The following is a 19276-nucleotide window of genomic DNA, read 5'->3' as shown; positions in this document are numbered from 1 at the left end:
CATGTGCCGAGCGATCGCTCGGCCGTCAGTTGATCACCAGACTGACATGCAGTAAAGAACGATGTCAATCGCGGTTCGGTGCCGATAGTACGTGTTCAGCTATGCTGAACCTCATGGGTGACTCCGAACATGACCAACACGCAGTGGGAGCAAGGGTGCGGGAGGCCAGAATCGCGGCGGGTCTCTCGTTGCGCGCGGCCGCGCAGCGGATCACCGTCAGTCCCGCCACCCTCAGCGCCGTGGAGAACGGCAAAACCGGGGTATCGATTCCGCGGCTGCGCTCGCTGGCCACTGCCTTCGGCACCAGCGTGTCCTGGCTGATCGGCGAGCAGGATTCGGCTCCCGCCGGCAACCCGCGACCGCCTGACCGGCACAAGTCCGTCCCCGAACCGAACAGCGATTCACAACCCGGCTGGCGGGAGTTCCCGCCGCTCGATATCGACCCCGTCCTCGCCGCCGCCATCGACTCGTTCGTCGAGACCGGGTACCACGGCGCCACCATGCGTTCGATCGCGCGGCGCGCCGGTATGAGTGTGCCCGGCGTCTATCACCACTACCGCGACAAACAGGAACTACTGGTCCAAGCCCTGGACCTGACAATGGACGAATTGCACTGGCGGGTGCGCGCGGCACGGGGTGGGGCACACAGCGGTCTCGACCGAGTCACCCGCGTCGTGGAAGCGCTCGCCCTGTACCACACCCACCGGCGCGAACTCGCCTTCATCGGAGCCAGTGAGATGCGCAGCCTGACTGATGACAATCGGCTTCGTATCACTTCGTCCCGCAACGCACTCCAGTACCTGCTCGACGAGGATATCGATGCCGCCGTAGCCGAGGAGAACCTGACCGCCAGCGACGCACGGGTCGCCGGCCGGGCCATCGCGACAATGTGCACGTCGCTACCACAGTGGTTCCGGCTCGACGGGCCCGCGACACCCGAACAGATCGCTGCCGAATACGCCGGCTTCGCCCTCCGCCTCCTCGGGATTCGAGACCACGAATCCGGCTCGTCATCCGGCCCCACCAGCTGACCGGGATCGCGGCGCGCCTGTCCACACGACGTCGGACATCGGTTTCCCTGCCGGATACCGCCGGTTCCGGGCAGCCGCACCGGCGAGTTCCACCTCCGGTAGCGGTTCGACGACAACGTTGCCCGGAACGGCCGGACCGGCACCCGGGCAACACCGTCGAACCGACTTGGCCGCAGGATATCGCCGTGCGGGGAATGACGTGTTCGGGGCGTGCCCGGGCGCCGGCACCTGACTCTCGTTACGCCGCTTCGCTTGTGCCGATCAGCGAAGATGCCGATCGCCCGGCGAAATGCGCCTGGAGAACCGGGCCAGGGCTCAGAAGTTGTACAGAACATCCCAGGTCTGCGGGCCGATGATCCCGTCCGTGGCCAGCCCGAACGAGGACTGGATGGCGAGCACCGTTTGCTCGGTCTCCTCGCCGAAGATCCCGTCGGCGTTGATGCCCATCAGGCACTGTGCCTGGCGGACCGCGTCACCGGTGCTCCCCGGCGCGAGGGTGGGTGTCGCGCTGGTGTACGCGCAGCCACTGGACACCGCCTGCAAGTCGGGGGCCGCGGGCGCGGCCACGGCAGGCCCGGCGACGGCGGTGATCGCGGCGGCGGCGAGGGTGGCTGCGATGAGGTTGCGGACAGTCATGATTGCCTCCATATTTCGTGGTGACCGCTGAGCTCTTGCTCGCTGATTCACAACGTACGGAGCGGATCTTCAGGATTTCTGGTGGAATTCTCGACCGCGTATCCAGACCGAACAAGCTGTGCGAACCGGCTATTCGTCGCCGTATTCGAATCCGAACGTGGTAGAGCCGAGCTGAATGACATCGCCGTCGCACAGCAGAGTGTCGGCGCGAATGAGAGTGCCGTTCACGTAGACGCCGTTCGCCGAATCCCGGTCCCGTACGAACACGCCCTCGTCGCGGGGCAGGATCCGGGCATGTTTGCGGCTGACCCGATTGTCGTCGCCGATCACGACATCGTTGCTCGGATCGCGGCCGATCGCCAGCCCCGCGGGCGGGATCGGGATCGGCAGGCCACCGTCGCTACGCATCCAGGCCTGCCGCCGCAACCGAGGCGCGTCTCGTTCGGTGGCACCCGGGGAAGACGGGCCGGCGGTCAGCGGTCGCTGATTGCGGACCGCGTCCTCGAGCGCGACAGTCCGTGGATCGGGATCGACACCCTGCTCCTGCCGCAGGCTCCGGCGCAACCGCAGGCATGCGTCGAGCGCACCCGCCTGACGTCCGGTCAGGTACAGGGCGGTGATCAACAGGCGCCAGAGTTGCTCGTCGAGCGGGTATTCGATGGTGAGCTCGCGCAATTCGCCGATCACCGTCGCAGCGTGTCCGCCGGCGATATCCGCCTCGATCCGGTCGGCGACGGCACTGCGCTTGTGCTCGCCCATCCGCACCGCGAAGTTCGCGGCGAAACGCAACTCCTGCAGGTCGGCGAGCGCGGTGCCACTCCACTCTTGCAGCGCGGCGGAAAGCGATCGCGCGGCGCCGGCGAAATCATCGGCCCGGCGCGCCCGGGCCCCATCGGCAAGAGCGCATTCGAAACGACCCAGATCGCATTGGACCGCATCGATATCGAGCTGGTAACCGCCGGACACCGAGCGCAGCACGCCGTCTGCTCCGGATCCGCGGAGCGCGGCCCGCAGACGCGATACGTAGCCGTACAGATTGTCGACCGACCCGGCCGGCTCGTCGTCCCAGAGTGCCTCGACCAATGTTGTCTTGGTGACCGGGTTACCCCGATTGAGAACCAGGACCGCGAGCAGGGCTCGCACCTTCGTCCCGGACAGATCCACCGCGTGGCCGTCGGAGAACAGACGTACCGGCCCGAGCACGCGCACATCGAGCCGACTCTGTCCACTGTGTGCGGTTTCCAACCGGATAGACCCCCTGAACACTGTGCGCACATCATCAACTTGTGGCGTCCGCTGTCGTGACGAGTGGCTCCAGGATACGCGCGGCCCGATCCGCGACCACACGCAGTGAGCGCGAATCATTCTCGCCCAGAGAGCTTCTCCGCCTCATGCGCTTCAGGTGGGGCGGCAGCTGTGAGAAGGTGGGAGGGTGTCTACCGCGGATCTGACGCCTGGCACCGAAGTCGGGGGCTATGTGATCGAGCGAAAGCTCGGTTCCGGTGGGATGGGGGCGGTCTATCTCGCGTCCCACCCGAATCTGCCGAAACAGGTCGCGCTCAAGGTACTCGCCGAGGCCCACGACGCCGAGGGGTTCGCCGCAGAGGCGCGGCTGGCCGCCCAGCTCGACCATCCGAATATCGTCGACATCCTGGACTTCGGCGAGAGCGACGGCGCACTGTGGATGTCCATGGGGTATGTATCGGGCGGCGATCTCGCCCGGTTGGTCGCTCAGCATCCCGGTGGCGTTCCGCCCGGCCGGGCCGTCCATATACTCACCGAGGTTGCCAAGGCACTCGACTTCGCCCATGCCCGGGGTGTCGTGCACCGGGATATCAAACCTGCCAACGTATTCCTCGCTCCCGGCGACGGAGGCACCGACCGTGTGCTGGTGGGCGACTTCGGCATAGCGCGCAATCTGGACGCCACCGTCGTGACCCGGACCGGGACCGCCAGCCGCACCGACGCGTACGCGCCCCCGGAGCAGCGCGCGGGACGCGCCGTAGACCACCGCGCCGACGTCTACGCACTGAGCGTCACCTGCTACGAACTGCTCACCGGCCATCTGCCCGCCGTCGTGGTGGGGCGTAGGCGTGATCGCCTACCCGCCGCACTCCGGCCCGTTCTGGAGAAAGCGACCGCCGGCGACCCCGACGATCGCTATCCGAGCTGCGGCGCATTCGTCGACGCCGTGACGACGGCGCTCCGGGAACGACCCGCCCGCCGCCTGCCTGCCCGAGGCCGGTTCGCCCTGGCCGGGGTGACAACGATTGTGGCGCTCGGCGCCCTGGCCTGGGCGATACAACCCGATTCGACGCCCCCTCCGGACGTATCCGCCTCTCCCTCGGACAGCCTCGCGACGAGCAGTGTGGACGCTCTGCCCGAACGATGTCACTTCACCACCACCGTGCCCACCGGCGACGGCCGGCACGCGGTACTTCCCAGTACCAGTGACGGCAACAGGCAATGCCTCCTCGCCTTCAACGATTCACATCCCACAGGGGGCCGGGCAGCACCGCCCATCGAAGGCGTGCGAGCGTTACAGGATGCGCTGCGCCGCTGCTACCAGCACGAATTCATCGACGCGGACGGTGTTTATGACCCCGCGACCGCGCAGGCGGTCCTCACTGTCCAGGATCTGCACCGCATCGGCCGGGACGGGATCTTCGGCCCGCAAACCTCCGGTGCCATGAAATGGCCGCAATTCCGCACCACCGACGGCGCCTTCACGACCTGCACCACGGTCGGGCCGCCGTAGGACCCGCACAGCGGGTAGGCCGCGCGCCCGGGCAGGCCCCTCGGCCGGACAGCACGACGCGCTCCGAACCTGTGCGGTGAGAGCTTCGACGACCGTCCGCCTGGATACCCGCGATTCAGTGTGTGAGGTGACGGCTGATGACCAGGCGCTGGATCTGGTTGGTGCCCTCGAAGATCTGGGTGATCTTCGCTTCGCGCATATAACGCTCGACGCGGAAGTCACGGGTGTAGCCGTAACCGCCGAGGACCTGGACGGCGTCGGTGGTGACCTTCATCGCCGCATCGGTGGCGACGAGTTTGGCCACCGACGCATTGCGCGAGTACGGCAGCCCCGCGTCCCGCCGCCGCGCGGCATCGAGATAGGTCGCGCGGGCGGAGTCCACCGCTGCCGCCATATCGGCGAGCAGGAAGCCGAGGCCCTGGTGATCGATGATCTTACGGCCGAACGCCGTGCGTTCCTGGGCGTAGGCCACGGCTTCGTCGAGCGCCGCCTGCGCGAGCCCGACCGCGACCGCGGCGATACCGAGGCGGCCGGAATCGAGTGCGCTGAAGGCGATCTGGAGCCCCTGTCCCTCGGCGCCGATGCGGCGTTCGGCCGGGACGAGGGCGTTGTCGTAGTGCGCGGAGGTGGTCGGCACCGCGTGCAGGCCCATCTTCTCCTCCGGTTTGCCGAAGGTCAGACCGTCGGTGCCCGCGGGCACGAGGAAGCAGGAGATACCGCCGGACCCCTCACCGGTGCGGGCGAAGAGGTTGTAGAAGTCGGCGATTCCGCCGTGGGTGATCCACGCCTTGGCGCCGTTGATCCGGTATCCGCCGTCCTCGGGGGTGGCCTTGCACGCGAGCGCGGCGGCGTCGGAGCCGGCCTGCGGCTCGGACAGGCTGTACGCGCCGATCGTGTTGCCGCCCAGCATCTCCGGCAACCACCGCTGCTTCTGTTCGTCGGTGCCGAAGGCCATCAGCGGATGACATGCCAGGCTGTGCACGCTCACCGCGACCGCCACCGCGGCCCAGCGCGCCGCGATCTCCTCGAGCACCTGCAGGTACACCTCGTACGGCTGTCCCCCGCCGCCCCACTCCTCCGGATACGGCAGGCTCAGCAGTCCGGCCTCTCCCAGTGTGGCGAATACACCCTCCGGGTAGCTCTCCGCCTTCTCGTGCTCGTCCACGATCGGTGCCAGGACCTTATCGGCGATATCGCGGGTGAGCTGGATGAGATCCCGGGCCTCGCCGGTGGGCAGGAGTCGATCGACGGCCACAGGATTCTCCTCGGGATACGGATGACAGTACTGGATCGCCGACTACAGTACTGCTGCCATACCAGTACTGCAAGAGCATCTGCAGTACTGTTTGCATCCATGGAGCAACGCTCGGCCTTCGCGACGGCCCGCCGCACGAAACTGTTCGACGATCTGGTCGATCTTTTCCTCACCGAGGGCTTCGCGCATCTGACCCTCGACGCCGTCGCGGCACGACTCAAATGCTCCAAGTCCACCCTCTACACGCTGGCCGACAGCAAAGAGCAGCTGGTCACCGCGGCGACCGTGCATTTCTTCAAACACGCGACCGAAACGGTCGAGGCGAGCGTCGCCGCGACCACGGGACCGCGCGAACGCATCACCGCCTACCTCACCGCGGTCGGTGCGGCACTGTCGGTGGCCTCCACCCGGTTCATGACCGATCTGGACGCTTTCGCTCCGGCACGCGCGGTCTACGACCGCAACACCCGAATCGCGGCCCGGCGTGTACAGGAACTGATCGACCACGGTGTGGCCGCCGGCGAATTCCGCAGCGTGCACGCGGCATTCGCCGCCGACCTCGTCGCCACCATGATGGTGCGCATCCAGCAGGGCGGGCTGCGTGCGAGTACCGGCCTCGACGATGCCGAGGCCTATCGCGAACTCGCCGCTGTCCTCACCCACGGAATCAGCGCCTGACCGGTACACCCGCTCTGCCGGCCCGGTTCAGGTGATCCGGGAAACCTCGCGGCACAAGACCGCGGCGTCATCGGCCGGGCCGCGGTGTGCCGGACCTTGTTTCCCGGGGCCGTTCGGCCATTTCGGTGATCGAGAATCGGACCGTCGCGATCCCGCCGGGCGGCTTTACTTCTATTCGTGACCCGCACGAAGACCTTCCCGCACCTGCTCGCCCCCGGGACCATCGGCCCGATCTCCCTGGCGAACCGGGTGGTCATGCCCGCGATGGATATGAATCTCTGCGACGACGGTGAGATCGAGAAGGCCGATATCGACCATTTCGCGGCCCGCGCGGCCGGTGGGACCGGGTTGATCATCACCGGCGCCTGTGCCGTCGCCTACCCGATCGGATGCGCGAGTACCAAGGAACCCGGCCTCTCCGAGGACCGGTTCGTCCCCGGGCTGAAAGCACTCGCCGACGCCGTCCACGCCGCGGGCAGCAAGCTGTGCGTGCAGATGACACATCACGGCAAGATCGCCCGGATCGACACCGTCGAGGACCGCCCGCTGCTGGTGCCGTCCACGCCGGGCGGGCCGTCCGACCTGTCCGCGCTGGCCGACAACACACCTGATGAGCTGCGGAAGCTCGGAGCCGTCACGGGCGGCAAGCAGGCGACCTATCACGAGGCCACCCACGACGATATCGACCGGTTGGTGCGTTGCTTCGCCGAAGCCGCCGGGCGGGTGCGCGACGCCGGCGGGGACGCGGTCGAGATTCACGTCGCGCACGGTTACGTGCTCGGTGCTTTCCTGAGCCGGGCGGACAACACCCGCACCGACGAATACGGCGGATCCCTCGAGAACCGCGCGCGATTGGCGGTGGAGGTGATCCGCGCGGTCGACGCCGAGGTCGGGGACTCACTCGCGATACTGGTGCGCGTCGCCGGCCGCGAGTTCGGCGAGGAAGGCGCGCTGACCACCGAGGAGGCCGTGCGGGCGGCGGCGCTGTTCGACGCCGCCGGCGCCGACGCAATCCACGTCACCGGATGGGGTCGCAACCCGTTCTCCAATTTCACCGACGGTCCCCTGCCCGACACGATCGGCGCCTACACGGCGCTCGCGGCCGAAGTGAAGAAGGCCGTATCCATCCCGGTGATCACCGTCGGCCGGGTACTACCGGACATCGGTGAGAAGGCGATCGCCGAAGGCAGAGCCGATTTTGTGGCGATGGGACGGCAACTGCTCGCCGACCCGGAACTGGTGAACAAGCTCCGCGCGGGCACGCCGGAACAAGTCCGGCCCTGCATCAATTGCTATGTGTGCGTGCAGGAGAATTTCTGGGACGCCACTCCCCTCTGCGCCGTGAACCCGGCTCTCGGCAACGAAAAACTGCTTCCGCTGATACCGGCCGCAGCGCGCAAGCACGTCGTCATCGTCGGGGCGGGCCCCGGCGGACTCGAGGCCGCCCGCGTGGCCGCCGAACGTGGACACCGGGTCACCGTGCTGGACAGATCCGATCGGCTCGGCGGCACCCTCTGGTTCTCCAGCCTCACCACACCGGACAACCAGCACCTACTGAACTGGCTGAAGTTGCAGGTCGAACGCCTCGGCATCGATATCCGCCTGAAGACCGAGGCCACCGTACCGTCGATCGCGGCACTGGGCGCCGACGTGGTGGTCGTCGCCACGGGTGCGGTGCGCGGACGGCCGGCGCTACCCGGAAGCGATCTACCGCATGTGCACACCGGTGATACCTTGCGCGCCTTGATGACAGGCACCGGAGATGTCTCGCGGGTGCCCCGACTACTGCGGACGATCGCCCGGCTGGGCAAGCTCTCCGGCGTCACCGGCAACCCGGCCATCATCCGCGCCGTGACCCGCAAGTTCCTGCCGATAGGCAAGGACGTCGTCGTAATAGGTGGCTCCCTCGTCGGACTGGAACTTTCGGTGTTCCTGGCCGAACGTGGGCGCAACGTGACGTTGCTCGAGGAGGGCCGGCACCTCGGCGTGCCGATGGCGATGCCGCGGCGGTGGACCGCTGTCCGGCACGCGAGCGAGGCGGGCGTGCAGATCCACCGCCGTGCCGCGGTGCGGCGAATCACCGAGAAACATGTCGAGTTCCGCGTCGGGGAGGAGACGTCGACCGCGCCGGCGGATATGGTTGTCGTCGCTTCCGAAGTTTCGGCGGCGACACAGCTGGCCGATGCGCTGGCGGGCGTGGTTCCCGAAGTGCATGTGGTCGGAGATGCCGCGAAGGTCGATTACATCCAGGGCGCGATTCATACGGCATGGAAGGTCGCGGCGGAGTTGTGAGTCACGTCGTCCTTCGATCCCCGAGATGCCCTCGATACGATCGCGGCGTGGATGTTTGTGAGGCGGTGGCGAGTAGGCAATCGTGCTGACCGCGGTGCGCGGCCGGCATGGATGCCCTGATTCGATGAGCTCCGCCGACGCCGGGTCCACCGGCCGGCCACGTGGCTCGCGCGGCGGGGCGCATCCGCGTCCCTACTCGGCGTCCCCGTAGCACTCCACCACCGCCGTTGTGAAGGGAAACCGCACCGGTGTCGGCCCGAACACCAGCCGGCCCGCGGTATCGGCCGCGGTGGCGATCATATCGGCGACCGCGCTCGCCTCCGCCGCGGGACAGTGAACGATCACCTCGTCATGCTGGAAGAAAACCAGCTCGGCACGGAGGCCGGCACGGAATATCGCGGAACGCAGACCCGCCAGGACCAGCAGTGCCCAGTCCGCGGCGCTACCCTGCACCACGAAGTTACGAGTGAAACGGCCGCGGGCACGCGCCGTGGCGGCACTGCCGTGATCGCCGGAATCCGACCCGGCCAAATCCGCCTGGTCCGGCGATACCACCGATGCCGGCGGACACGTCCGGCCCAGCCATGTGCGCACCAGGCGACCCTCCTCGCCCGCACGCGCCGCATCGTCTACATAAGCCACCGCGACCGGGTAACGCCGGCGCAGACCGGCCAGATGAGTCAGCGCATCACCGGAAGTCTGGCCGTAGACGGCCCCCAGCAGGGCGAGTTTGGCTTGCGTGCGGTCGCCACCGAACCCGCGGGCCGCCAGATCCGCGTACAGATCCGCACCTCGCCCGGCCACCTCCATCAACCCGGGATCACGAGAGACAGCGGCGAGTACCCGTGGCTCCATCTGGTCGGCGTCGGCGACCACCAGGCACCAGCCCGGGTCGGCGCGTATCGCCCGCCGGATAACCTTCGGGATCTGCAGAGCACCCCCACCGTTGGTGGTCCAGCGGCCCGACACCGTTGCGCCGGGCAGGTATTCGGGACGGAAACGCCCACCGTGCACCCACTGTTCGAGCCAGGACCAGCCGTGGGCGGTATACAAACGGTACAGAGACTTGTAGGCCAACAGTGGCGCCACCGCCGGATGATCGATCTGCTGGAGTTCCCACTTCCGCGTGGAGGACAACTCGATTCCCGCACGGGCGAAGGCCTTGACGATATCGTTGGGCAGATCGGGACGGACCCGCACTCCTCCCCCGAAAGCCCGCGACACTTCATCGGCCAACTCCGCCATCCGGCGCGGCTGCGACCCACCCGGAAAGCGTCCGCCCAGCATCGTGTCCAGCAACTCACGGTGTACGTCCGCGCGCCACGGGATCCCGGACCGCGACATCTCCGCGGCAACCAGCATGCCCGCGGATTCGGCCGCGAGCAGCAGCCGCATCCGCTCCGGGTACTCGGTGGCCGCCGTCCGCGCGACCTGTCCCGCGTAAACCGCGACCAGGGCGGTCAACTCGTCCGTGCCCGGCGGCAGCGGTACCGGGCCCGATTCGAACAACGACGGTTGTACCTCGGCGGCCCGCGCGGGAGCGTCCGGTGGAACCGGCAGGTTGTGCAGGCGAGCCCAGGCGGCCGCCAGGGAACGGGGCTGACCCGATTGCCCCTCCTCGTACCCGATCAGCAATGCCTCCGCCGCCTGCACGTCGTAGCAGCGCTCGACCCGCACGCCCGCCGCCAGCAGGGATCGGTAGACCTCAGGGGTGGACCGCCATACCCACCTCTCGACCTCGGGGCGTGTGCGTACCGCCTCGGCGAGCGAGGGCTCGTAGATTACTTCCGCGGCGGGGCGACCGGCCGCGTCCAGAGGGCACAGATACGCACCACCGTCGCCCGATTCCGCCACCGCCCATCTCACCTGCCCGAGTCTGGCACCAGGGTCCGACATCGATCTCGCCGTTGCCGCTCGGCGGTCCGGAACTCACCGAACGTGGGGTTGTCTCGAAACAGCAGCGGGACGTCTCAATCTTGTGACTCGACACAACAATCCGCTTCCCGTCACGTAGCCTGAGCATATGGCCCCGGGATGACAGGGACCGTTTCGGGTGACGGAAATCCGCAGCTTCTCGGGTGCCAGGTGTATCGACATCGCACCCAGGGGCGTGTGCCATGAGATGTTTGCGTACCGGCCTTCTCGCGTTGCTCGTCATCGTGCCGTTGCTCACCGGGCCGGCCGCCGCCGCGCCTCCCGCGCCACCAGGCCTCCCATTTCCCGGACTACCGGTATCTCCATCGCCCGCGAACGCCGGCGGCGCGATTCTGCCCGGTATTCAGCAGTTCATAGACCGGGTGCTTCCGCCGCCGCCGATCGCGCAGGCGCCGGGGCCGGTGCCGACAGAGGAGACGACCGATATGGCGCCGGGAACGGCGGCGCTGCGTCAGGCGGTGCTGCCCGCGCCGGTCGGTGATCCGATATTCGATCTGTGGCCGTCGAACCTCGCCGATTTCGCCCCGGGTGCGGTGCTCGAGGTCCGTGATGTCACGGCTACGGCCGCCCCGCTGATCGTTGTGCCGATCCGGCAGGCGCTGCTGTTCAAATACCGGACCACCGATGCGCACGGTCGCCCGTCTTTCGCCACGGCCACACTGGTGATTCCGGCGACCACTTCACCGGTGCCCGGAGCGCGTCCTGTGATGGTCAACAACCTCCCGATAGACGCTCTCGGCCGGCAGTGCACGCCGAGTTACACTCTGGCACACGGGTTCTCGCCGGACAGCTCGCTCACCGATTTCGTGCCGCCGACCACCCATCTGGCCGCGCTGCGTGGTTACGCCGTTCTCATTCCCGACCACGAAGGCCCGCTGATGGCCTATGCCGAGCCGTACGTCGCGGGCCACGCGGTGCTGGATGCCGTACGCGCGGTACGTGGCTGGCGGGCGGACGAGTTCGGCGAGAGCAGGTTCGCGATGGCCGGCTACTCCGGCGGCGCGATCGCCACGCACGGCGCGGTGAAACTGATCGAGAGTTACGCACCCGATCTCGCACCGTCACTGGTCGGGGCGGCGCTCGGCGGGGTGCCCGCCGACTACGAGATCCTGGCCCGCAGTATGAACGGGAATCTGGCCTCGGGCGTGTTCATGGCAGCCGTTCTCGGTATCGCGCGCGAACGGCCCGAGATCCTGTCCCGGATGAACCATCTCGCCCAGTGGGTGGCCACCTCACCGATGAAAGACCAATGCGTGAGCACCTTCTCGCTGCCCGGCGTACTCCTGCTGCCGATCGATATCGCCGCGAATATCGCCGACCCACTGCAATCGACGCTGGCACACGATATCTACGAGGTGACCCGGATGGCGGGTCTCGCGTCGGCGACGCCGCTCTACGTCTACAACGGTGAACAAGAGTTCTGGATCCCGGCCGAGGGCGCGCGCAACCTCTACTACGAGCAGTGCTCGCTCGGTGTCCCCGCGGTCTACCGCAGTGTGCTCGGCGAACACGTCGTCGCGGCCGGCCTCGGCTACCCCGAGGCGATAACCTGGCTGGACGAACGCCTGCGTGGCCTGCCGGCAGTAAGCGAATGCTGACGGCCCCTGGAGTCCAGGGGCCACCGCACGCTCGCCACCGAGAAATCCCGGATCAGTTCGGGACGGGTGCCGTCCCCGTGTAGTGTTCCGGGCCCGGGGAACAAGGACTGGGAAGTGCCGAGAGCGTGGCCAGATCGCAGACGCCACTGGTCAACATCTGAAACGGGGTGACGCCGAGAAGGACGATCATCCCGATGATGTCGCCGTTCCCGACGAGAACCCCGGCCGAACGGGCCGCCGCCGAGCCGGAATCCAGCGCCGACGATCCCGTTCCGGATTCGGTATCGGCGACCGGACCGAAAGCCGGAGGCGAGCCCGCTCCGGCCGTCGCCGCCGCGGCGGTGCAAACGAGACCCGCTGTCGCGAGCGAGGCGACGGCAAGACGAAGAATGGTGGGCGTCATCGCGCTCCCCTGTCTGTGGATAGAGAATGAGCTGGTTTCGGCACCGTGCGAGGGATCACCGTGGTGGCACGCTCATATCGCGGTTCATGGTCGGGATTTCGATACTGATCGGCAGCCGCAATTCGGCCAGGTAGATCAGCGCGGCTTTGCGGAGAAATTCGTCGAGAAGCCAGTAGGGATCCCCGACCGGCGGGACAGCGGCGAGTACCCCCTCACGCACCGCGATGAAAGGGCCCCAGCTGAACCGGAGCAGCGGATCCCAGACGGGCTCCCGCGGGATATGCAGACCGTCGGCGATCCGGTCACCGAGCAAGAAGCGGGTGAACGCGCCCAGCACCGGCTTGCTGAGGATCGAGAGGTCGATATTGGCACCCAGTTCCAGCAGCCTGTCGGCCAGCTTCACCCCTTCGGGTGTCGGCGCGAGAATGGGATCGAGAACCTGCGCGGCCTGAGAGTTGGCTTCGGGCCAGGATTTCGGGATGTATTCGTCGCGGACGCCGAGCATATGTGCGGCGACCTGCCAGGAGTGCAGAAAGGCTTCGGATTCGTGCACCGGAATCGGTACGTTCCAGGAGGTCAGGTGCTTCATGACGGTCGTGGGAAGGCTGTGCCAGGTGACCATGATGTCGTTCTGACTGATCGGGATGTCCTCGTCGGCGGAGCTCACCCAGTGGGGCGACTGCGGCAGGAGATGCCGCACTGCCGCGTGCACGAGCCGGGTTTTGACGCAGGTGACCACCATCTCGCCGTCCGGGGCGTAGGCGTTCGAACTGCCGATGTCATAGCCGAGTTTGGCAGTTTTGGAGATGCGGTCCTCGAGGTCGTGACCACCTTTGGAGTAGTAGACCGACCGTGCTTCCTTGGGGATGACGGTGCTCATCATGCCGCTCGCGAACCCGTACAGTACGCCGAGATACAGTCCGCGCTTCTTGTTGAACTCGATGGCCGTGCCCAACTTCGCCTGGTCGGTCCAGTGCGGCAGTTGCCGGGCGTACTCCATGAAATCCCGTAGATCCGGCGGTAACCCGCCGGGCAACGGCTGACCGTTCCTGGTCCAGGTGCGCAACAGGTCGTTGACCCTGGGAACTTCACCCCGATCGATCAGTCCCGCGACCAGCTCGTCCGCCTCGGGATCCCACACCGTCATCGGGTCGGCACCGGCACCGGATCCGGCTACCGAACCCTGCGGTGACCACGTCCACGGCTGCGCCCGCCCCACCGACGTCGCCGCCACCATCGCCAGCGCCCCGGTGGCCCCCGCCACTCCCCCGGCCTTCAACGCGTCACGCCTGCTGAGTCCATCCATGCCGCCACTCCTCATTGAGCTCGATCACCGCGGAACGTGGTAGGTCCGATCACTCCACTGCGGTAGAATACTCAATAACTTACCAGCTGTATCAGACAGTTGTCCAGGATTTCGGGGCCGTCGGCTCGATGGAACATGCACCAAGCCGACACCGTGCACAACAGGAAGCTTCAGCGGGCAATCAGTACACATCGGAAGATCCTCTGGATGACCGAGGCGACCGGACAGCCGACCAACCGACCGGCTGTGTTGCGTTGAAGATCAGAATAGGTAGTCACATCAAGTAGTGATCGCAGTCAGGGTCAGGCATGCCGGTGACTCATCGCGGAAGTCACGACAGGTCGCAGGTGGGTGCCGGACCGAAGATCTCCTCGCGAGCGATACGCATCGGGGAATCCACTCCGTCGAACACGTTCGTCCGGGCATGCCGAGATCACCGTCGTCGAACGTTTCCTCTGCCGAGCCGAAGGCGAGCGGCAGGCAGTTCGCGACCGCGCCGAAACTCGCCATACGCACGGTACGCGAGCGGGTCCGGCCGGGTGCGCGACTATGAGTGTGGGGCCGAGTCAGTTGCCGGAGTCGTCGTTGTGGATCCGGAACTCGGGCGAGGTGCCGGCGATGGGGACGCGGTCGCTGCCGGTCGGCACAGCATCGCCGAAGTAGCGGATCCGGTAGCTGCCGGGTGTTGCGTCGGCCGGGCTGCGCCAAACGATGGTGATCCGCGAACTCGAAGCCGGGCCACGCGACCACCTGAAGGTGGTCGTCCAGTCACTGTCGTCGGCGATCGTTCGCCAGCGGTCCTCGTCACGCCGCTGCACCATCAGATAGGTGCTGCCGCGATGTAGGTCGTGGTTGGGGTGTGCGCCCGCGAAGTCGACTTTCACCTGCTCCCCGGCGCGATATGCCGGTGCGGGCTCGTCGAGTACGTCTCCGAAATCGTGCCCCACCGGCGGAAAGTCCAGCGGTGGGGTTGCTTTCGCAGGCCGCTGCGAACCCGACAGGTCGGGCGCCTTCGTAGCGGACGGTACCGTGGTGCCGTCGCGCATCGCGGTCGCGAGCTGCGCCGCGATCTGCTGCAGGGCGGGCAGCTCCCATCGACCGAACAAGGTACTCGCGCCCTCGTAGCGCTGTTCGTCGTACTCCTCAGGAGTTGTGACGTAATGGATATAGGCGTTGCTGTAGCCGGCGATCAGGACGTTCGCCGGCTCGGCGCCGAGGACGGCCGCCACCGTGCGCCGCAACCGCAGGCCTGCGGTGATCGTCACCTCGCCCGGAACACCGAGCAGGTACAGCTCGCCGATCTGGATGAGTTGTACCGGAACGATCTCTTGCACGTACGGTCCGATCCTGTTGACCAGTCCGCCGGGAACGACGATCGACTTGGGCGCCTGCGCGTCCCGTAGCGACGGCGCGAACCGGTACGCCAGCCTCGACAGGAGATCCCAGCCCGGATTGCGGCCTTCACGAAAGCTCTTCCAGTGGGTGGGCCCGTCGTACCCCGCGCCCGCGAAGGCGGCCGCTCCCCCGGCCGGTCGTCCGGTGCGATGCTCGCGTTCGTCTCCGGTGAACTCCGCGGATACTGTCACCGCGGACAGATCGACATGCACCGAGCGGTAATCGATACTGCCCGCCATCCGAGGCATATACCCGGCGGCGAGTTTCGCCGCGACCTCGTACTGGCGCATTCCGAGGATCCGCGTGTTCTCGAACTCGTCGCCGGTGGGTCCGGCACCGGGCCTACCGTCCAGGTTCGGCGACATATCACCGGCGTTGGTCTGCGCGAAGGCGGCGACGAAGTCGGGATCCGGGTCTGCCAGATAGTTCACACCCTCGACCACATGCTCCCAGTGATAGGCCGCGTAACCCTTGTTGTCGCCGCTGATCAGCGTGTTCCGGTTGCTCATCGATGTGCAATGCGTGGCGAACCAGTTGACGGCACCGATCGGTTCGCCGTCGCGATCGATGCGCAGCAGCGTCGTCTGCGGATCGACGGCATCGGGAAAGAAGTCCTTTTCCTCCCGCGGGTTCCGGTCGAATGCCGCACGCGAGCGGTTGACGCTCGCATCGCGCAGCTCGCCGTGCGCCAGGCGCAAGGTGGCCGGGGCGAGATCCTCATGCGCTCGCTCGACAGCCTCGATGATGCCGTCGACGATCGCCGCGAACGTTTCGGGGCGGAACCCGGTCGAGCCGTTGTACAACCGGTGGTGGGAATAGCCGCCCGGTCCGCAGTGGGTGTGGGTGGCGGTGAGCATCACGTTCGACTCCGTATAGGTGTCGCCGAAGCGCTGAGCCAGGCGGCGCAGCACCTCCTGGGTGATGCTCGAGAAGATCAGCGGCAGCTCGTTCACGACCAGTAGCACCCGCCGGTCGACGAGCGGGTCCGCGAAGACGAAAGCCCGGGAGCGCAGGCGAAGGTGTATTCCGGTGGTCTTCTGATCTGCCTTGCCGTAGCCGAGCATGCCGACCTCGGCCGCTTCCCCGGTGATGTCGGCGATGGCGCGCCCGACCAGATGGCGGTCGGGCGAGGGGTTCGTGTCCGGCATCGACCTCTTCTTCTGTCTTGTTGGAATCAGCCCGCGGCAGCGGTTCGGATGCGGTGCACTGACAAACTAGCAAGGGCAAATTCTGGATTGCATTGCGTAACCCGTGGTTTCACACGGCGCCAGTGCGGTCACCGATCACAACTTCACCGTAGTCAGAACCCCACGGCCCCGGCCTTTCGGGCTCCTCGATTGTGGCCCACGGCACGGGGGCCGATTCGATCTGTCGACTGCGAGCAGGCCAGAGGCGTCGCCTGCTCGGCAACCGTCTTCGCGACGACGCGCCGCGGCCGCCACGAGGTAACGGGACTACAGCGCCATCAGGTCCCGAGGACGACGGGCAGTCGTCGCAAGCCGTGGAGCGCGCGCGATTGCAGCAAGCCGGCCTTTCCCGAGATCTGGGCGTTCGGATACCTTTCGAAGAAGCTCTGGACGGCGGTCACGGCTTCCGCGCGCGCCAGCGCGGCGCCGATACAGAAATGGATCCCGGCACCGAAGGTCAGATGGCGATGAGGTTCCCGGCGGCCGGGATCGAATACGTGTGGGTCGGTGAAAATTTCCGGATCGCGATTCGCCGCGGCCAGGAGCAGCACGACCGGCGTTCCCGCGGTGACGGCCCGGCCGGCGAGCCGGGTATCGGCTTTGGCGACCCGGACGACATACTGAACGGGGGTGTCGTAGCGCAGGGATTCTTCGATCACCGCCGTGTAATCGCCGTCGGCCGGCCGGAGATCAGGCTGCCGCAGCAACGTGTACAGGGTGTTTCCGAGCAGGTGTGTGGTCGTGCCGAAACCACCGACCAGCAGCATGCCGCATGTGGCGATGGCCTCGCGCAAGTTCAACTGTGCCGGGCACTGCTGTGCCAAACCGGCGATGAGCCCGGCGCTCTGCGGGTCGACGTGATTCAGGCGATCCTTGAAATAGGCAGTCATCTCGGTGACGAGGGCCCGGGAACGCTCCCGTTCCTGCGCTGTCCTCGCGCCGTCCAGCAACGAGGCGAGCAGATTTCCCCAAGCGGCGAACCGCGGAGCCTCCGTACTCGGCAGGCCCAGAATCTCGGAGATCATGGCCATGGGAACGGCTTCGGCGTAGTTCGTGATCAGATCGGTGACCTGGCCGTGCGGAAGTTCGTTCAGGCAGTTCCCGACGATCTTCTCGATCCGGGGCCCGAGATCGGTGAGCTCGCGCCGATGGAATGTGGGGGCGACGAGGGAGCGCAGCTCCGTATGCCGGGGTGGTTCCAGCTTGAGAAAGGAGTCGTCGACCGGATGCACGCGCGTAGTGTCTCCGGTTGCGTTGCGACGGCGGGCCGACGCCCCGATGGGCGCCGGACCGAAATCGCCGCTGGTGAGCACCTGGTGACACAGGGCGTGGGATGCTGTGAACAGCAGGCCGCGCCGGCTGGTCGCCAGGGCGCCCCGGGCACGGACCTTCTCGTATTGCCGATGCCGGTCGACCCCGGGCCGGGACCAGAGGATCCGGGCGCCCGGGTCACCACGAAGGACATCCGAGAACAGCCGCGCCTTCTCCAGAGACATAGTTGCCATGGTCGGTAGTCGCTATGCGCCGACCGCCGATTCGGCGGGTGCCTGTCGCGCGGGATGGTAGCTGGACCAGTAGTACTGGCGGTAGAAGTTCTCGGCCATCGTCACCCAGGTGTCCAGCTGATCACGATCGCCCAGGAAACGGTGCATATTGACCAGCAACCAGCTCCACACGGCCTGACTGTCCCGGCAGTTGTCGCAGTCTCCGGTGGTGGCGCAGTACTGAACGCTGTGATCGGTCCGGTACGCGTTGAAGCGACCGACGATCGGATGCCCTTCGGCCAGCCGCTGGGCATGGGCCGGGTGATCGTTGCTGATGCTGGGGCAGGTCTCCGCGCCGAAGGTACCCCAATGCGTACGGCCGGTGACCAGCGTGCGGTAGTAATAGGGGTGCCCGATCACGGTGTCGGGATAGGTTTCGCGCATCCGGGTCATTTCCTGGATCGCGTGCTCTTCGTTGCGTAACCGCGCGGTGGGGTCGGTGCCGTTGTCGCTGTAGTAACCGAAGTTGATCTGATTGCCGTTGTTGGCGATGGCCTCGACGGTTTGTTCGAGGTACGGCATCCCGGCCTCGCTGAGCGTATAGACCCAGGTGGCCCGCGGGTCGTCGGCATAGATGCCCAGCGCTTTACCGAACAACCCGCCGATCCTCCGGCCGTTGGGTCCGTGACCACGCAACTCGTCGTCGACCGGTCCACCGCCCCACAGGGATACAGCGATGCCGACATCTTCGAATCCGTCGTAGGGTATCGGCCGCGTCCCGTTCGTCACCACCTGGACATTGCGAATCGTCTCCGCGAACACTCGGACCCGATCCAGGACCAGTGCCGGTTCACCGCCGATCAGCAGTGTGCTGGTGATCTTCTTGGTATCGCGCAGGTATTCGGCGAACGCGCGGATCGTATCGAGATCACGAATCTCGACGCTCTGCTTGTCCATATCGTGTTCGAAGAACCAGCACCCCTTGCACCGCAGATTGCAAGCGTCGGTGACCCAGACCTCCACCGTTCGTATACCTCGGGCTACTTCGTTCACGCGCAACAACCGTTCGGCCAACGCCGAATCCTCTTGCGCGAGTTCCATTGCTCGGGTTAAAATGCGTTCCTTACTCGGCCTGACGTCCAGAAAAACGGGCTGAGACACGGCATACTCCTCGGTGCGATGCGGCAGGGTTTGCGCGTTGCTGGATGCCACCGGCGAGACGAACAGGTCGGAAACCGACAGTGTTGCCGATGCGTTGCCGGCCGGTGGGCCGACAGGTCGTTGGTGGGAATGCGGATACGGAGCGGTCTAGGGTACT

At 66.6% G+C, this 19276-nt stretch carries 14 protein-coding genes; 5 read left to right on the top strand and 9 right to left on the bottom strand.

What is annotated here, in order from left to right; genetic code table 11:
- The first annotated feature begins 113 nt into the window (after positions 1–113).
- Positions 114–1031, top strand: a complete 918-nt coding sequence (locus ABZ827_RS03220; protein WP_357232107.1) for a TetR family transcriptional regulator — start codon at positions 114–116, stop codon at positions 1029–1031.
- Positions 1032–1346: 315 nt separating this feature from the next.
- On the opposite strand, the gene ABZ827_RS03215 is transcribed toward ABZ827_RS03220, so the two are convergent.
- Entirely contained in the window at positions 1347–1667 is a 321-nt protein-coding gene (locus ABZ827_RS03215) for a peptidoglycan-binding domain-containing protein (RefSeq protein ID WP_357232104.1), read from the bottom strand.
- 129 nt (positions 1668–1796) lie between these two features.
- Positions 1797–2876 carry a BTAD domain-containing putative transcriptional regulator gene (locus tag ABZ827_RS03210; protein WP_357232101.1) on the bottom strand — a complete coding sequence of 360 codons (1080 nt, stop codon included), beginning with the start codon at positions 2874–2876 and terminating at the stop codon, positions 1797–1799.
- Between the two features lie 223 nt (positions 2877–3099).
- Between ABZ827_RS03210 and ABZ827_RS03205 the strand changes: the two genes are divergently transcribed.
- Positions 3100–4425, top strand: a complete 1326-nt coding sequence (locus tag ABZ827_RS03205) for a serine/threonine-protein kinase (protein ID WP_357232098.1) — start codon at positions 3100–3102, stop codon at positions 4423–4425.
- 115 nt (positions 4426–4540) lie between these two features.
- On the opposite strand, the gene ABZ827_RS03200 is transcribed toward ABZ827_RS03205, so the two are convergent.
- Entirely contained in the window at positions 4541–5680 is a 1140-nt protein-coding gene (locus ABZ827_RS03200; RefSeq protein WP_357232095.1) for an acyl-CoA dehydrogenase family protein, read from the bottom strand.
- A gap of 99 nt (positions 5681–5779) precedes the next feature.
- Between ABZ827_RS03200 and ABZ827_RS03195 the strand changes: the two genes are divergently transcribed.
- Entirely contained in the window at positions 5780–6358 is a 579-nt protein-coding gene (locus tag ABZ827_RS03195; RefSeq protein ID WP_357232092.1) for a TetR/AcrR family transcriptional regulator, read from the top strand.
- 177 nt (positions 6359–6535) lie between these two features.
- Positions 6536–8650, top strand: coding sequence for an FAD-dependent oxidoreductase (locus ABZ827_RS03190; protein ID WP_357232089.1), 2115 nt, complete (start codon positions 6536–6538; stop codon positions 8648–8650).
- A 192-nt stretch (positions 8651–8842) separates the two neighbouring features.
- Here ABZ827_RS03190 and ABZ827_RS03185 read toward each other — a convergent pair whose 3' ends face one another.
- Positions 8843–10516 carry a bifunctional 3'-5' exonuclease/DNA polymerase gene (locus ABZ827_RS03185; protein WP_357232087.1) on the bottom strand — a complete coding sequence of 558 codons (1674 nt, stop codon included), beginning with the start codon at positions 10514–10516 and terminating at the stop codon, positions 8843–8845.
- A 251-nt stretch (positions 10517–10767) separates the two neighbouring features.
- On the opposite strand from ABZ827_RS03185, the gene ABZ827_RS03180 reads away from it, so the two are divergent.
- Positions 10768–12183 carry a lipase family protein gene (locus ABZ827_RS03180; RefSeq protein ID WP_357232084.1) on the top strand — a complete coding sequence of 472 codons (1416 nt, stop codon included), beginning with the start codon at positions 10768–10770 and terminating at the stop codon, positions 12181–12183.
- Between the two features lie 52 nt (positions 12184–12235).
- On the opposite strand, the gene ABZ827_RS03175 is transcribed toward ABZ827_RS03180, so the two are convergent.
- The 5 genes from ABZ827_RS03175 to ABZ827_RS03155 form a co-directional block, all read right to left on the bottom strand.
- Positions 12236–12586, bottom strand: a complete 351-nt coding sequence (locus ABZ827_RS03175) for a hypothetical protein (RefSeq protein WP_357232081.1) — start codon at positions 12584–12586, stop codon at positions 12236–12238.
- 55 nt (positions 12587–12641) lie between these two features.
- Positions 12642–13892 (bottom strand): oxygenase MpaB family protein, encoded by a 1251-nt coding sequence (locus tag ABZ827_RS03170; protein WP_357232078.1) that lies wholly within the window; start codon positions 13890–13892, stop codon positions 12642–12644.
- A gap of 566 nt (positions 13893–14458) precedes the next feature.
- The gene (locus tag ABZ827_RS03165; protein WP_357232075.1) at positions 14459–16435 is read right to left on the bottom strand and encodes a neutral/alkaline ceramidase; all 1977 of its coding nucleotides are present in this window, start codon (positions 16433–16435) and stop codon (positions 14459–14461) included.
- A gap of 317 nt (positions 16436–16752) precedes the next feature.
- The gene (locus ABZ827_RS03160; protein WP_357232072.1) at positions 16753–17970 is read right to left on the bottom strand and encodes a cytochrome P450; all 1218 of its coding nucleotides are present in this window, start codon (positions 17968–17970) and stop codon (positions 16753–16755) included.
- Positions 17971–17991: 21 nt separating this feature from the next.
- Positions 17992–19059 carry a radical SAM protein gene (locus ABZ827_RS03155; protein WP_357232069.1) on the bottom strand — a complete coding sequence of 356 codons (1068 nt, stop codon included), beginning with the start codon at positions 19057–19059 and terminating at the stop codon, positions 17992–17994.
- Positions 19060–19276 lie beyond the last annotated feature (217 nt).

Source organism: Nocardia sp. NPDC019395 (assembly GCF_040632335.1).
Lineage (GTDB): Bacteria > Actinomycetota > Actinomycetes > Mycobacteriales > Mycobacteriaceae > Nocardia.
Note: the sequence above shows the minus strand (reverse complement) of the source record. Positions and strands in the feature narration are given on the sequence as shown.

Bases quoted from the DNA above. Each gene is read 5' to 3' on its own strand.
- ABZ827_RS03180 (WP_357232084.1), top strand. From the start codon at position 10,768: ATGAGATGTTTGCGTACCGGCCTTCTCGCGTTGCTCGTCATCGTGCCG.
- ABZ827_RS03165 (WP_357232075.1), bottom strand. From the start codon at position 16,435: ATGCCGGACACGAACCCCTCGCCCGACCGCCATCTGGTCGGGCGCGCC.
- ABZ827_RS03215 (WP_357232104.1), bottom strand. From the start codon at position 1,667: ATGACTGTCCGCAACCTCATCGCAGCCACCCTCGCCGCCGCCGCGATC.
- ABZ827_RS03220 (WP_357232107.1), top strand. From the start codon at position 114: ATGGGTGACTCCGAACATGACCAACACGCAGTGGGAGCAAGGGTGCGG.
- ABZ827_RS03170 (WP_357232078.1), bottom strand. From the start codon at position 13,892: ATGGATGGACTCAGCAGGCGTGACGCGTTGAAGGCCGGGGGAGTGGCG.
- ABZ827_RS03155 (WP_357232069.1), bottom strand. From the start codon at position 19,059: ATGGAACTCGCGCAAGAGGATTCGGCGTTGGCCGAACGGTTGTTGCGC.
- ABZ827_RS03160 (WP_357232072.1), bottom strand. From the start codon at position 17,970: ATGTCTCTGGAGAAGGCGCGGCTGTTCTCGGATGTCCTTCGTGGTGAC.
- ABZ827_RS03195 (WP_357232092.1), top strand. From the start codon at position 5,780: ATGGAGCAACGCTCGGCCTTCGCGACGGCCCGCCGCACGAAACTGTTC.
- ABZ827_RS03175 (WP_357232081.1), bottom strand. From the start codon at position 12,586: ATGACGCCCACCATTCTTCGTCTTGCCGTCGCCTCGCTCGCGACAGCG.